Below are 14,097 nucleotides of genomic sequence, written 5' to 3' on the forward strand. Positions count from 1 at the left end.
GGAGGAACGGCGACGAGGAGCAGGCAGTGGGAACGGTTTCGGACCGGGCGGCGGACCGGCGGAGGTGGATCGCGTTGGCGATCGTGATGACGGCCTCGTTCATGGACCTGGTGGACGTCACGATCGTGAACATCGCGATCCCGAGCATCCAGGAGTCGACGGGAGCGTCGTTCTCCGCCGTGCAGTGGGTGACCGGCGGGTACGCGCTGGCCTTCGCGATCGGCCTGATCACCGGCGGTCGACTCGGTGACATCTACGGTCGGAAGCGGCTGTTCCTGATCGGGATGGGTGGGTTCACGCTCGCCTCGGCACTGTGCGGCCTGGCCGGCGGGGCCGAGATGCTGGTCGCGATGAGGATCCTGCAAGGCGGGACGGCGGCGCTGATGGTGCCACAGGTGCTGTCGATCGTCCATGCGACCTTCCCGGCGGAGGAACGCGGCAAGGTGTTCGGCCTGTACGGTGCGGTGATCGGGCTGGGCGCGGTCACCGGTCCGATGATCGGTGCGGTACTGACGGAGTGGGACCTGTTCGGGCTGGGCTGGCGGCCGATCTTCCTGATCAACCTGCCGGTCGGCGTGGCCGGACTGCTGCTCGGCCGGGCCTTCATCGGCGAGTCGAAGGCCGAACGGGCCCTGAAGCTCGACCTGGTCGGTGTGGCGCTGGCCAGCGCCGGACTGCTGATGCTGATCTACCCGCTGACCCACGGCCGGGAGGCCGGCTGGCCGCTCTGGGGGTACCTGACGATGGCCGGCAGCCTGCCGGTGTTCGCCCTGTTCGTCGCCTACGAGCGGGTGAAGGCACGGCGGGACGGCTCCCCGCTGGTGGAGCTGTCGCTGTTCCGGGTCAAGAGCTTCGCCGCCGGGATCGGCGTGCAGCTGACCTTCGGGGTGGTCTCCGGGATCTTCTTCCTGGTCTGGACGCTCTACATGCAGCTGGGGCTCGGCTGGAGCCCGCTGAAGGCCGGCGCGACGGGCATCCCGTTCTCGCTCGCCGTGTCGACCGCGGCCGGGATCTCGGTGCAGCAGCTGGTGCCGCGGTTCGGGCGGAAGGTGCTCCAGGCGGGGGCGCTGGTGATGGCGGCCGGCGTGCTGCTCTACATCGGTGAGGCCGAGCGGTACGGCACGGAGGTCACGCCCTGGCAGATGGCCCTGCCGCTGGTGGTGATGGGCGCGGGGATGGGCCTGATCGTCGCGCCGATCACGGACGCGGTCCTGGCGGAGGTGCCCCGCGAGCACGCCGGGTCGGCGTCCGGGCTGATCAACACGGTGAATCAGGTCGGGCTGGCCCTGGGGCTCGGACTGGTCTCGGTGGCGTTCTTCGGGGCGATGCCGGCTGCGGCCCCCTCGGTCGGGGACGCGTTCGGGGCGGCGTTCGTGCACGCGATGTGGTGGGTGCTGGGCGTGCTGGTGGTGGCGTTCCTGCTGATGTTCGCGATGCCGGCGCGAAAGGCGTCGGGTGGGGATGCCGGTGCGGACACCGGTGCGGGTGGGGGTGCGGCTCCGGTGGCCCGGGAGCCGGTGCTGGTCTGAGCGTCCCCCCGGTAGGAGGGCGGACCCCGGTCGCGCGGTGCGGCCGGGGTCCGTCGGCATGTCCGCCGGTGCGTCCGTCGGTGCGCCCGTCGGTGGTGCGTTCCGTCCGGGGTGGGTCGCCGGGGTGGGTCGCCGGGGCGGGGCGGCCGGATCGGCGGACGGGGCGCGACGGTGGGGCGCGACGGCGGGGCCCGGAAAAGTTTCTTCGGCGCGGCTGTCACACACGCGCGGTGCTGCGGGTCAGGGAAGCGAGAACGCAACGAACACCCACCGCACGAGGAGCCCTCCGATGTCCACCGCCTTCATCGTCGTCACCGTCCTCGCCGCCGTCATGGCGGGCTTCTCGGGCGGATCGATCTTCGCCCGCGCCGCCTTCGTGGTGGAACCGCTGACCGAGTACGGCGTGCCGCGGTCGTGGTGGAACTGGCTCGGCGCGGCCAAGGCCGCCGGGGCGCTGGGGCTGCTGGTCGGCCTGTTCGCACCGGTCGTCGGGGTGCTGGCGGCAACCGGCCTGGTGCTCTACTTCGGCGGCGCCGTCATCACGGTGGTCCGCGCCCGCTCCTACGCCCACGTCGCCTTCCCGCTCGTCTACATGGCGCCGGCGGTGGCCTCACTGCTGCTGATCTGAGCGGTGCGGCGGAGGAAGTCCGTCACCGCCGGTGTCCGGCACTCGCGTCGGAGTGCCGGGCACCGGCGGTGACGGACGTTCAGAAATACCGGGAAGTCAGGGCGTTCAGGCCCGGACCTTGGCCTTCGCGTCGGCCGCCACCTTGGCCTCCTTGGCGACCCGCTTCACCTCCTGTTTGTGGGCGCGGACCTGCTCCAGGGACTCCGGGCCGGTGATGTCGGCGACCGAGTGGAAGGCCCCCTCCTCGCCGTACGTACCCGCCGCCTCGCGCCAGCCGTCCGGCTGCACGCCGTACTGCTTGCCGAGGAGGGCCAGGAAGATCTGCGACTTCTGCTTCCCGAACCCGGGAAGGGCGTTGAGCCGGCTGAGCAGTTCCTTTCCGGTCGTGGCGCTCCGCCAGAGGGCGGCGGCGTCCCCGTCGTACTGGGCCACCAGGAACTGGCAGAGCTGCTGCACCCGTTTGGCCATCGCCGCCGGGTAGCGGTGCACGGCCGGCTTGTCGGAGAGCAGCGCGACGAACGCCTCCGGGTTGTACGCGGCGATCTCGTGCGCGTCGAGGTCCTTGTGTCCGAGCCGCTGTGCGATGGTGAGCGGCCCGGCGAACGCCCACTCCATGGGCACCTGCTGGTCCAGCAGCATTCCGACGAGCGCGGCGAGCGGGCTCCGCCCGAGCAGTTCGTCGGCCTCGGGCTGTTGCGCCAGCCGCACGGTGACGTTCATGGGGATGACCTCCTCGGAGCATGGACTCGGGTCGCCGCCCAGTCTGCTGGACGGGGGAGGAGGCGACGGCGTCAACACGCCAGAAGGGATGGATTGCTTGGCGCAAGCGGATGGTTCGTCAGCGGAATTGTTTCGGTGTCGACGAGCGGGGCAGCGGCGCCCCGGTGGGGGGCCGCCGCGCGGCGTCGTTCACGCCAGGCCGAGGGCCAGGTGGGGGCAGCCGAGGTGGAGGCGGGGACCCAGAGGGATGCGGAGGGAGGCGATGAACGCCTCCAGCCGGGCGGTGGCGTCCTCGACCGTGTCGGCGTCACCCTTGAACTCGAACTCCACGAAGTCGCCGAGCCCGGCCACGGTGTCGAAGGCGACGGCGACCTCGTCGGCCCGCCATTCCTCGCGGACCTTGTCGACCACGGTCAGTTCGGCGAAGTCGAGGGCGTCGAGGAGGCGGCGGACCGCCTCGGCGTCGGCGACGGTCGTCTCGTACTCGTCGCAGTGGGTCTTGACCGGCTCCGGGAGCGGGTGGAAGCGCTTGAAGTTGAGGGAGGACGAGCCGTCCTCGACGCGGACGGGGAGCCATTCGGAGACCACCCGGTTGTCGAGGAAGTCCCGGTGCGGGGCGTTGTCGTACGTGTCGACCTGGCGGCTCGGGCGGCCCGGGGTGGCGCCGCGGGCGAGGAGGAGCGCCTTCAACTCCCCGGGAGCGCAGGGGAGTCGGAACTTCTGCTCGATCTCGGTGTACTGCACGACGGGTACCCCCAGGGTGCGGTTCGGGCTCCGGTGGGCGGAGCGCCGGCGCCGCCCGGGTGATCGGTCACCCGTCACTCTCCCCTCCGGTGCCGGTCGGCGGCGCCGGTCGGTCGACTCGTAGGCCGGTCAGCCAGTCGCCCGTTCAGCCGTTCGCTCGTTCAGCCGTTCAGGCCCAAGGAGCTTACGAGCGCGCCGAGTTCCTGGTCGAAGAGCTTTCCGGGGCTGACGGTCTGCCGGCTCAGGTGCCCGTAGACCTCCAGGGAGACCGTGCCGTGCAGGGAGCCCCAGATGCGAAGGGCGAGCGCCACGCCCGCCGGCGGCAGGTCGGGGTACGCCGGGCGGACCTTGGCCAGGAGGCCGGGGTCGAAGTCGGACCAGTCGAAGCCGGGCGACTCCGGCCCGTGGTCCGCGTGGCGCGGGCCGGCGTGCGGCCAGGCGGCGTCGGCCAGGCCGGCGAGCCCGGTGCAGACGCGGTGCGCCGCGTCCGGTGCGGCGCCGCCCTCGGGGGCGCGGTAGCCGGGCACGGGGTCGCCGTAGATGAGCCGGAAGCCCTCCGGATTGCCCAGTGCCCAGTCCCGGAAGGCGCGCGCCCAGGCGCGGATCCGGGTGGCCGGTGGATCGGCGGGCGTGGCGGCCCACGCGGCGTCGACGGCGTCGGCCAGCGCGGTGTAGACGTCGTCGATCAGTGCGGTGACGAGGTCGTCGCGGGTGGCGAAGTAGCCGTAGATGGCGTTGGCGGTCATGCCCATCTCCCGGGCGATGGCCCGCAGGGTGATGGCGTCCGGTCCGCCCGAGGCCATCAGGGCCAGCGCGACGTCCTTGATCTCCGCCGTCGTCTCGGCCCGCAGTCGTTCGCGGCGTCCCCGGGTGCTTCTCGTCGTCGCGCTCTCCACGCCGGTCACTGTACAGCGCCTCGGTTCTGATTGCCGTATCAAAACTTCACGCCGTATAGTTTCGCAACGCCGTATGGCAATCATGTCGGACGTGCCGGAACAGGGGAGAGCCATGCACATCGGAGTCATCGGAGCGGCCGGGACCATCGGCAGCCGCGTCGTCACCGAAGCCCTCGCGCGCGGGCACCGGGTGGCCGCGTTCAGCAGGGACGCCGCCCGGATCCGCGAGGGGCGGGAGAACATCGACTGGAGGAGCGTCGACGTCCTCGACGCCGGCAGCATCGCGGCCGTCCTGCCCGGGCTGGACGTGCTGATCAGCGGTTACCAGCCCGGCAACGCCGCGCAGGACATGGCCGACACCCTGCGCCGGTCGATCGCCGATCCCACCGTCTACGCCACCGCCGCCCGGGCGCTGCTGAAGGCGCTGGAGTCCCACCCCCGCACCCGGCTCATCGTGATCGGCGGCGCCGGCAGTCTGGAGGCCGAGCCGGGCCTCGTCCGGGCCGACTCGGACGAACTCCTGCACGACACCCTCGACGGGGTCGGCCTGCCCCGGGAGTACGCCGCCGCGGTGCGCGGCCACCGGGACGCGCTGAACGTCCTGCGCACCTCCAACCGGCTCTGGACGTACTTCAGTCCGGCGGAGTCCATCGCCCCCGGCGAGCGCACCGGCCGGTTCCGGATCGGTGGCGACCAGCCCGTCCTCGACGCCGACGGGCGCAGTCACATCTCCGCGGAGGACGCCGCGGTCGCCCTCGTCGACGAGGTCGAACTGCCCCGCTTCGTCCAGCGCCGCTTCACGATCGGCTACTGACCCCGAGCCCCCCGCCCGCCGGACCCTCGACCGGGGCGGGGGCGGATGGTAGGCGCCCCCGCATGGGCCGGTCGCATGAAGTGACTTATCGTCAATTCCCTTTGTCGGCAGACCGGATAATCGTCGAATCGGCAATGGTGGGCGCCTCGGAAAGAGGAAACGGGAAACACCGCCAACTCCTGCTCGCCCCTGCCTTCGCGTGCCAATATTCATGCGGAGGCAGGGGATGGGGCCGCTTCCGGACCAAGGTGGAGTCGCCGGTCGGACGGTTTCTGAATGGGGGTTGGCATGAACGCATCCAGTGAGTTCGGGCCAGAGCTGCGGAGGCGGCGGCTCGCCGCCGGACTGACGCTCACTCGGCTCGCCGAGTTGCTCAACTACAGCAAGGGCCACCTCAGCAAGATCGAATGCGGGCGCAAGGTTCCGCCACCCGACCTGGCCCGCCGCTGCGACGCCTGCCTCGGCGCCGGTGGCGAGTTGGAGGTACTGGCGCCGTCCGGCACGGCCAACGGGCGCGAGACGGGGGTGGACGGCGGCCCGAGCGGTGACGAGTCCCCGCTGCTCCGAGTCGACCGGGACGGCGTCCGCTGGCCCGGAGGCCTCGGGCGGCGCCAACTGCTCGCGGCCGGGGCGACGTCGGTGCTGGGGCTCGGCGTGGCCGGAATCGGCGCGCCGAGACCTGGCGACAGCGCGGTCGCGGCCGGAGCGATGCCGGACGGAGCGCCGGCGGACCTGGCGCCGGTCGGGATCTTCCGGGCGCAGTTCGACCAGATGCGACTGCTCGGCCAGAGCGTCGATCCCGTGCTGCTGTTGCCCATGCTCACGGTCCAGACTCACACGCTGCGTGAACTCGCGGTCCAGGCCGCCACGGCGGAGCGGACGGAACTGCTGACGCTGGCTGCCCGGTACGCCGAGTACGCGGGCTGGATGGCTCAGGAGTCCGGTGACAACCAGTCGGCGCTCTGGTGGACGGCCCGTGCGGTAGAGCTGGCCGAGGCCGGCGGTGACCGCCATCTCGCCTCGTACGCGCTCGTTCGAAGGGCCCTCGTCACGTTCTACGCGGGCGACGCGTCCCAGACCGTCGAACTCGTCGCCGCCGCCCAGGACGGCCGCCTGCCGCCGCGTATCCGCGGCCTCGCCGCCCAACGTGAGGCCCAGGGGCACGCCTTGGCCGGCGACCGCACTGCCAGCTTCCGGAGCCTCGACCGCGCACGCGAGTTGCTGGCACGGGCGGCGGCCGACGACGGCACGGGTGAGCCCGTGCTCGGCACCGGCAATCTGGCCGATCCGGCAGCGATGGTCACCGGGTGGTGTCTCCACGACCTCGGCCATCCCGCACAGGCCGCCGAGGTACTCGACCGCGAATGCCCGCGGATTCCCCCGCACGCCGTCCGCAGTCGCGCCCGGTACGGCCTGCGGCGGTCCCTCGCGCACGCGGCTGCGGGGGAAGTCGAGCACGCCTGCGCGCTGGCGGCCGAACTGCTCCCGAGTGTCACGGTGCTGAGGTCGGCGACGATCACCACCGACGTGGCTCGACTGGCTCGTGAGCTGACCCGGTTCCGTGCCAACCGGGCTGTGCTCGACCTGCAACCCGCGCTCGCCGGGGCGCTCCACCCGCGACAGCCGTAGGGCTGCCGCGCCTCGGACAGAGCCGCTGTCCGCCTTCCTCCGAGCCTCATCGGCCGGAACCGAACCCTCACTCACCGGAGAGGTGATCCGTCATGCCCGACATCTTCGTGAACTACCGCACCATCGACGAGGACACCGGCGCCGCCCTGATCGAGCGCGAACTGTCCCGGCGGTTCGGCAGCGAGCGGGTGTTTCGCGCCAGCAAGTCGATCAAGGCCGGCCGGCGCTTCCCGCAGGAACTGCTCACCGCCGTCCGGCGCAGCAGCGTGCTGGTCGCCGTCATCGGTGACCGCTGGGCCGACGCCCGGAGTGCCGACGGCCTCCGCGCGCTGGACGACCCGGAGGACTGGACCCGCCGGGAGATCGTCGAGGCATTCGAGAGCGGAGCCCTGGTCGTGCCCGTGCTGATCGGTCGGGCCACCCGGCTCAATCGGCGGGATCTTCCGCCCGAACTGGCCGAGTTGGCCGATTGCCAGTACCTCCGACTGGACACCCGCAACGCGGAGGCCGACCTCGCCCGGATCGGCGACGATCTGGCCGAGGCGCTGCCCCAACTGGCCGAGGCGGAGCGCCAGATCTCGCGGGCCGACGGGGAGGCGGGCGCCGGTACCGGCATCGGGATCGGCAACGGGCCCGGCGGGTCGGACGGCGGTGTCGTCCGGGCCCGGGAGTACCACCACCTGCAGGACGGCGGAGTGAGCAACGTCAGCAACTCCGGGACGTTCATCAACACTGCCAACGGCCCCTTGCACACGGGCAGCGGTGATCAGAACACCGAGATCCGGCACGGCAGCCGTGTCACGTTCAACGGCGACGGCGGCAACTACATCGAGCGGGGCACGGCACAGCAGCGGTTCGGCGGTCGTGACGGCGACCGCGAGGACCGCGGGCGGTGAGCGAGGAAGGAGGAGACGTCCGGTTCGAGACGGCGAACGGACCGGTTCACAGCGGCTCGGGGAACATCTTCATCGGTGCCGACGTCTATCGGGAGCGCAGGACGACGGCCGAGCCTTGGCAGGTGGCGCTGGATCAGCGGCTGAACCTCGCCGAGTGCTTCGTGCCGCCGCCCGGCTACGGGGCGGTGGTCGAGAGGCTCGGGTCGGCCGGTGCGACCGTGCTGTTGGCCGGTTCGCCGGGGGACGGACGCCGGACGGCCGGGCTCATGGCCCTGCACCGGGTCGGCGGCGACGACAGGTTGTTCCGGGAGTCGTCGCTCCCGGGCGACCGGGAGCGGCTTCCCGACCCGGAACCGGGCGAGCGGCTGTTGCTGAACCTGTCCGGGCTGGCCGAGGCGGAGTACGCGCGTGCGGCCGGATTCCTGCTCCGGTGGCGGGGCAAGATCGCGGAGGCCGGGGCCAGGATGGTCGCCGTGCTGCCCTCGACCGACGAGGCTCTGGTGGACTCCGCACTCCACCCGCTGCTGCTGGAGATCGGCAGGCCGAGGGAGCAGGCGGTGCTCCGCCGGCACCTGGTCAGTGCGGCCGTACCGTTCGACCTCGATGACCTCCGGGCGGAGACGCCGCCCGGGCGGCTCGGTGGCCTTGCCATGCGGGACATGCGGCGACTGACCGTCCTGGTGGGGCAGGCCCGGTCGGCCGACCGCCACGGCCGGGGCATTCGTGGGTGGCTCCAGGACACGCTCTCGGCCCTGAGCGACCGCAGCGACGACGTGGCCGTCCAGGTGGCGGCGCTCGACTCGGGTGCACAGCGGGCACTGCTGCTGTCGGCGGCGATGCTGGAGGGCGCGCCCGCGGATGCGGTGTTCCACCACACCGACCGGCTGCTCGCGATGGTCGAGCACACTCCGGACGGCAGGCCCCCGCTGGAGCGCGCGGATCTCGCCGAGCGGCTCGGCAAGTTGCCGTTGAAGGTCGTCGACGGCCGGATCCGGTTCACGGCGCTGGCCTACGACGGCGCGGTGCGAGCTCACTTCTGGACGTACTTTCCGGGCCTGCGAGAGCAGTTCGGCACGTGGGTGGCCGGGACGGTCGAGAAGCCGGTGGCCATGCCGAACGTCGACGATCGGACCAGGCTGGTCGGCCGCTTCACGGAACAGAGCCTGCGCACGGGGGAGTGGGCGTTGCTCCAGCGGCTGGCCGGAACGTGGGCCGACGATCCCCGGCACGGCGAGGAGGCGTACGTCGTCATCCGGCTCGGGCTGGAGGACGAACGGTACGGCGCCGGGTTCCGCGGGTGGCTCTACGACCAGTCGACCAAGGGCGGGCTGCAGCCGAGCGCGGTCCGGGTGCTCGCCCGGGTCTGCGCCGAGGTGCTCGCCCGGACTCACCCGGACCAGGCGCTGGTCCGGCTGCACCATCTTGCGAGGGGAACCGTCGGCAGCGGCGTCACCGAGGCCCGGGACACGCTGTTCGCACTGGTCCGGCGTGACCGGCGGCTCTACCGGAAGCTGCTGGCGCGGGTGGCCGATCAGCTGGAGGCGGGCCGGGACGGCGGGCCGGACGCAGAACTGTTCCTGAGGTTGATCACGCCGGTGGAGTTCGGCACCGAGCCCGACGTGGAGGCCCGCTGTCTGCGCGGGGTGGTGGGGTCTGACCTGTCCTCGCGGTCGCGTGCCGGAGTGGAGCAGTGGCTGGCGGCGGCCGTAGTGGCACCACCGGGGGAGGACGAACGTCTGCTGGACACCTTGGTGGGCGTTGCAGAGGGCCGGGCCGAACTGCTCGGCCGGCTCTACCTGGGGGCCTACGCCTGGACCGCCGCCGTGCAGCCGGCGGAGGTCCGGATTCAGCGGGCGGAGATGGCGTCGCGGCTGTGGCAGAAGATCGATATCGCGCAGGGCATCGAGCCGGTGGGTTCCGTGCGGGCGCGGCGGAGTGGGGAGAGGACCCGGTGAACTCCATGGAAAAGGGTCGGACAGCGGCGCTCGTCGTCGCGGCTGCGGTGGTGCCCGTCGCCCTCGGGTCGTGGGCCGGGTGGCCCGTCTGGCTCTGGGTGGCGCTGGCCGTCGGGATCGCGCTGCCGGTGCTGCTGACGACGGCGACGCGGGTCCGGCCGTCAGTGGGTGTCCCGCCGTACGTCCCGCCGTACGTCCCGCCGTACGTTCCCTCGGACGTGTCGGCGGCGGTGCCGCCGCCGGCCACGGCGGCTCCCGCCGAACTGCCCTACCAGGAGACCTCGGTGGTGGGTGTGGCGCTGCCGAGCGCCGTGCCGGACTACGACTTCGTCTTCTCGGCCACGGTCTGGTGGCGTCCGGTGCCGAACGGGGGTGGGCTGGTGCACGCCGCGCCGGGAAGCCTGGCGATCGAGACGGTCCTGGCCCGCGCGCGGGCCGTGACCGAACGGGAGCACCCCGGTCGGCTGGACCTCGTCCGCCACCGGCTGGACGGCGTGCTCGGCACGCAGAGCCCCGACACCTCGGGGTTGGTGGTGGCGATGGCCGGACGGGTCGGGTTGGGTCTGTCCGAAGCGGACCGGGACCGGCTGGGGAAGCTCGCGGAGGTCCGGAAGGCCGAGGAGGTCTGGGAGCACGAGCGGCGGTACGAGCGGAGCAAGCGGGCGTACCTCGGGGAGGACGTGCTCAGTTCACCGGGCAGCGCGGTGGTGTGGTGGCTGGCCCGGCACGACGAGGAGGTCCGCGGAGCGGTCGACATGATCGGGCCGCTGGCTCAGCTGGCGGCGGCGGCCAACGACCAGGCCGTCGAGGCGCTGTACGAGCACCTGGTGCCTCGGCCGGGGTCGCAGGCGATCCCGTTCCTGGACGATGTCGCCCCCCGGGCCGGTGACGGGCGCGGTGAGGGGCCGGAGGAGAGCGGCGGAGGTGTGTCGCCGTCCGGGCCTGCGGGCCCGGGCGGGCCGGGGCGGGGGCCGTCGGTGATCGGGCCGTTGAGCGAGTTGATGAACGACGTCGCCTTGGCCGACGAGGCCGAACGCCTCGTCTTCACGCACCGGGTGGCCCGGTTGGCCGAGGCGGTGGGCCGGCCGGAGGCGGCGGCGTTGATCCTGGAGAGTCTCGGCGGGCCCGGCCCGGCGGCGCCGGATCCGGCACCGGACTCGGCGGCGGGCTTCGCCCCGGGGCGGATCCGTCCTGTCGAGGCCGACGGCGAGGACGAAGGCGAGGACGACGAGGCCGACGAGGACTTGGTGACCGCCGTCTGGGAAGCGGGACCGGGGGCGTCGGGGCCGGTGGCACATGACTGGGGTGGGGCCGATCAGTCGTACAGGTGATCCAGTGTGGGGGTGGTTTTTGGGCGGGTGTTCGAACCGGTCGGGTTATCTCATATGACTGTTCCTGTTCGTCGGTCGAGATCGTCGGTGACGGGTAATGCTGAGCCGACCGGGTGGCGGTGCCGTGCAACGGAGCTCCGTTTCGCCGTGCCGGTCGGCCCCGTCGACGCGTCCAGAAAGGCTCGCCCGGTGACCCAGCCGTTCGAACTGCCGTCCTTCTACGTGCCGCACCCGGCGCGTCTCAGCCCCCATCTCGAACAGGCCCGGGTCCACTCCCGCGAGTGGGCCCGGGAGATGGGCATGCTGGAGGGATCGGGCATCTGGACCCAGGTCGACCTGGACGCCCACGACTACGGACTGCTCTGCGCCTACACCCACCCCGACGCCTCCGCCGAGGCGTTGTCACTGGTCACGGACTGGTACGTCTGGGTGTTCTTCTTCGACGACCACTTCCTGGAGATCTACAAGCGCACCAACGACCGGAAGGGCGGCAAGGCGTACCTGGACCGGCTGCCGCTCTTCATGCCGGCCGACCCGGGTGTCCCGCTGCCCGAGCCGACCAACCCGGTCGAGGCCGGCCTGGCCGACCTCTGGCGTCGCACCGTGCCGTCGATGGGCGAGGACTGGCGGGTCCGGTTCGCGGAGAGCACCCGGAACCTCCTCAACGAGTCCCTCTGGGAGCTGGCCAACATCAACGCCGGCCGGGTCAGCAACCCGGTCGAGTACATCGAGATGCGCCGCAAGGTCGGTGGCGCGCCCTGGTCGGCCGGGCTGATCGAGTACGCGGCCCACGCCGAGGTACCGGCGGAGGTGTCCGGTTCGCGTCCGCTGCGGGTGCTGATGGACGCCTTCTCGGACGGGGTCCACCTGCGCAACGACCTCTTCTCGTACCAGCGGGAGGTCGAGGACGAGGGCGAACTCAGCAACGGCGTGCTGGTGCTGGAGAGGTTCCTGGACTGCACCACGCAGGAGGCCGCCGAGGCCGTCAACGACCTCCTCACCTCGCGGCTCCAGCAGTTCGAGAACACCGTGTTCACCGAACTCCCGCAGCTGTTCGCCGACTCCGGGCTCGACCCGGCGGGCTGCGCCAAGGTGCTGGCCTACGTCAAGGGTCTGCAGGACTGGCAGTCCGGCGGGCACGAGTGGCACATGCGGTCCAGCCGGTACATGAACGGCGGCGGCGCGGCCGCGGGCAAGGCCACCTGGTGGGACCCGTTCGCGATCGGCGGCGTCGGGACCTCGGCGCTGGACGTGCTGCGCTCCGGCGCGCTGCGTGACCTCGCCGACGAGCTGGGGTCGTTGAGCCGGTCCGGGCCGGCTTCGCGCGCCGCCGCCGGGCCCGGTGCGGCCGTGATCGCGGGCCTGTCGCCGGCCTCGCTGGAGTCTCCGGGGACGGGGCTGATCGGCGGTTCGCACGGCGACGCCGAGCCCGGCGTGCGGCGGGCGCGCTCGCACACCCACGTGCCGTTCCAGGAGGTCGGACCCTCCCGGCTCCCCGAGTTCAGGCTGCCGTTCACCGTCGAGCTGAGCCCGTACCTGGACGCGGCACGGCTCAACACGGTCGAGTGGGGTCGCCGGATGGGCATGCTGGAGCCCCAACCGGGCGTCCCCGCCTCGCACATCTGGACCGCCGAGAAGCTCGCCGACTACGACTTCCCGCTCTGCTCGGCCGGCATCCACCCGGACGCCAGCGCCGCCCAACTCGACCTCACCTCGGCCTGGTTGACCTGGGGCACGTACGCGGACGACTACTTCCCGGCGGTGTTCGGCCAGACCCGGGACCTCGCCGGCGCCAAGGCGGTCAACGCCCGGCTCTCGGACTTCATGCCGGTCGACGGCGGGCCCGCCCCGGTGCCGGGGAACGCCCTGGAGCGCGGGCTGGCCGACGCCTGGGCGCGGACCGCCGGGCCGATGACCGTCGAGGCCCGGCGGCGGCTCCGCGAGGCCGTCGAGGAGATGACGCTGAGCTGGATCTGGGAGCTCAACAACCAGGCACAGAACCGGATCCCGGACCCGGTCGACTACCTGGAGATGCGTCGGGCCACCTTCGGGTCCGACCTCACCATGAGCCTCTGCCGGCTGGCCCACGGGCAGATCGTCCCTCCCGCCGTCTACGAGAGCGGCCCGATGGGTTCGCTGGAGAAGGCGGCTGCCGACTACGCCTGCATGATGAACGACCTCCACTCGTACCAGAAGGAGGTGCAGTTCGAGGGCGAGGTGCACAACATGGTGCTGGTGGTGCAGAACTTCTTCAACTGCGACTACCCGGCGGCGGTCCGGATCGTCGACGATCTGATGCACTCGCGGCTGGCCCAGTTCCAGCACGTGGCGGCGAACGAATTCCCCGTGCTGTACGACGACTTCGCGCTGGAGCCCGCCGCGCGGGCGATGCTCGACGGGTACGTCGGCGAGCTGGAGAACTGGCTGGCCGGAATCCTGATCTGGCACCGGGACTGCCGCCGCTACCGGGAGGAGGACCTGCTGCGGCACTTCGGGAGCGAGGCGGGCCCGGTCCCGGACGAAGTGGGGGCGGGAGACGTGGCGCCGGCGGCTCCGGATGCCGCGGCCTCGGGTATCGCGGCCTCGGGTATCGCGGCCTCGGGTATCGCGGCGCCGGGTACGGCGGTGACGGCGGGTGCGGCCGACGGCGGTGTGGTGCCGGAGCCCGCCCGGGCCGGGTTCGCGTGGTTCGTCCCGACCGGGCTGGGGACGTCCGCGGTCCGCCCGGCGGCGGCGGTGTCGGTCTCGGCGTCGGTGGTGCGTGCGGAGGCGGGGGCGGTCGGCGGCGCCGCGGAGTCGGCGCCGCGTCCGGGTGCGGTGCCGGCCGGGCCGACCGGGTTCGGCACGCTGGGTGCGCAGCCGGTGCCGGTCGCGGGTGTGTCGCAGGTCGGGTAGCGGTCACGACGGTGCGCGGCGGTCCGCCGGGGAGTGTCCCGGCGGGCCGCCGTCGCGTCC

The 14,097-nt window shown here is 72.3% G+C and carries 11 protein-coding genes; 8 read left to right on the plus strand and 3 right to left on the minus strand.

Going from position 1 to position 14,097, the window contains the following annotated elements:
- The first annotated feature begins 86 nt into the window (after window positions 1–86).
- Both ACFWOG_RS08140 and ACFWOG_RS08145 read left to right on the plus strand, forming a co-directional pair.
- Window positions 87–1,529, plus strand: a complete 1,443-nt coding sequence (locus tag ACFWOG_RS08140; protein ID WP_380355998.1) for an MFS transporter — start codon at window positions 87–89, stop codon at window positions 1,527–1,529.
- Window positions 1,530–1,818: 289 nt separating this feature from the next.
- A complete protein-coding gene (locus ACFWOG_RS08145) occupies window positions 1,819–2,157 on the plus strand; it encodes a DoxX family protein (protein WP_380355939.1) in 339 nt (112 codons plus the stop codon).
- A 105-nt stretch (window positions 2,158–2,262) separates the two neighbouring features.
- On the opposite strand, the gene ACFWOG_RS08150 is transcribed toward ACFWOG_RS08145, so the two are convergent.
- The 3 genes from ACFWOG_RS08150 to ACFWOG_RS08160 all read right to left on the minus strand — a co-directional run bounded on the left by ACFWOG_RS08150 (window position 2,263) and on the right by ACFWOG_RS08160 (window position 4,517).
- Window positions 2,263–2,877, minus strand: a complete 615-nt coding sequence (locus ACFWOG_RS08150; protein ID WP_329948774.1) for an HhH-GPD-type base excision DNA repair protein — start codon at window positions 2,875–2,877, stop codon at window positions 2,263–2,265.
- A 189-nt stretch (window positions 2,878–3,066) separates the two neighbouring features.
- Window positions 3,067–3,621, minus strand: a complete 555-nt coding sequence (locus tag ACFWOG_RS08155; protein ID WP_380355942.1) for a class IV adenylate cyclase — start codon at window positions 3,619–3,621, stop codon at window positions 3,067–3,069.
- Window positions 3,622–3,782: 161 nt separating this feature from the next.
- Window positions 3,783–4,517, minus strand: a complete 735-nt coding sequence (locus tag ACFWOG_RS08160; protein ID WP_380355944.1) for a TetR/AcrR family transcriptional regulator — start codon at window positions 4,515–4,517, stop codon at window positions 3,783–3,785.
- A gap of 73 nt (window positions 4,518–4,590) precedes the next feature.
- Here ACFWOG_RS08160 and ACFWOG_RS08165 point away from each other — a divergent pair, with 73 nt between their 5' ends.
- The 6 genes from ACFWOG_RS08165 to ACFWOG_RS08190 all read left to right on the plus strand — a co-directional run bounded on the left by ACFWOG_RS08165 (window position 4,591) and on the right by ACFWOG_RS08190 (window position 14,037).
- Window positions 4,591–5,331 (plus strand): NAD(P)-dependent oxidoreductase, encoded by a 741-nt coding sequence (locus ACFWOG_RS08165; RefSeq protein ID WP_380355947.1) that lies wholly within the window; start codon window positions 4,591–4,593, stop codon window positions 5,329–5,331.
- A 288-nt stretch (window positions 5,332–5,619) separates the two neighbouring features.
- Window positions 5,620–6,960 carry a helix-turn-helix domain-containing protein gene (locus ACFWOG_RS08170; RefSeq protein ID WP_380355949.1) on the plus strand — a complete coding sequence of 447 codons (1,341 nt, stop codon included), beginning with the start codon at window positions 5,620–5,622 and terminating at the stop codon, window positions 6,958–6,960.
- Window positions 6,961–7,052: 92 nt separating this feature from the next.
- Complete coding sequence (locus ACFWOG_RS08175; RefSeq protein ID WP_380355952.1) at window positions 7,053–7,856, plus strand: TIR domain-containing protein; 804 nt, start codon at window positions 7,053–7,055, stop codon at window positions 7,854–7,856.
- Complete coding sequence (locus tag ACFWOG_RS08180; RefSeq protein WP_380355955.1) at window positions 7,853–9,811, plus strand: hypothetical protein; 1,959 nt, start codon at window positions 7,853–7,855, stop codon at window positions 9,809–9,811. Before ACFWOG_RS08175 ends, ACFWOG_RS08180 begins: the two co-directional genes overlap by 4 nt.
- Window positions 9,808–11,142 carry a hypothetical protein gene (locus ACFWOG_RS08185; RefSeq protein WP_380355957.1) on the plus strand — a complete coding sequence of 445 codons (1,335 nt, stop codon included), beginning with the start codon at window positions 9,808–9,810 and terminating at the stop codon, window positions 11,140–11,142. The genes ACFWOG_RS08180 and ACFWOG_RS08185 overlap by 4 nt, the downstream gene beginning before the upstream one ends.
- Window positions 11,143–11,331: 189 nt before the next feature.
- Window positions 11,332–14,037 carry a germacradienol/geosmin synthase gene (locus ACFWOG_RS08190; RefSeq protein ID WP_380355959.1) on the plus strand — a complete coding sequence of 902 codons (2,706 nt, stop codon included), beginning with the start codon at window positions 11,332–11,334 and terminating at the stop codon, window positions 14,035–14,037.
- Window positions 14,038–14,097 lie beyond the last annotated feature (60 nt).

The organism is Kitasatospora sp. NPDC058406 (assembly GCF_042722765.1).
GTDB lineage: Bacteria > Actinomycetota > Actinomycetes > Streptomycetales > Streptomycetaceae > Kitasatospora.

What these genes read in the sequence shown, in the direction of transcription:
- ACFWOG_RS08150 (WP_329948774.1), bottom strand. Translation starts at nt 2,877, where the DNA reads ATGAACGTCACCGTGCGGCTGGCGCAACAGCCCGAGGCCGACGAACTG.
- ACFWOG_RS08170 (WP_380355949.1), top strand. Translation starts at nt 5,620, where the DNA reads ATGAACGCATCCAGTGAGTTCGGGCCAGAGCTGCGGAGGCGGCGGCTC.
- ACFWOG_RS08145 (WP_380355939.1), top strand. Translation starts at nt 1,819, where the DNA reads ATGTCCACCGCCTTCATCGTCGTCACCGTCCTCGCCGCCGTCATGGCG.
- ACFWOG_RS08165 (WP_380355947.1), top strand. Translation starts at nt 4,591, where the DNA reads ATGGCAATCATGTCGGACGTGCCGGAACAGGGGAGAGCCATGCACATC.
- ACFWOG_RS08140 (WP_380355998.1), top strand. Translation starts at nt 87, where the DNA reads ATGACGGCCTCGTTCATGGACCTGGTGGACGTCACGATCGTGAACATC.
- ACFWOG_RS08175 (WP_380355952.1), top strand. Translation starts at nt 7,053, where the DNA reads ATGCCCGACATCTTCGTGAACTACCGCACCATCGACGAGGACACCGGC.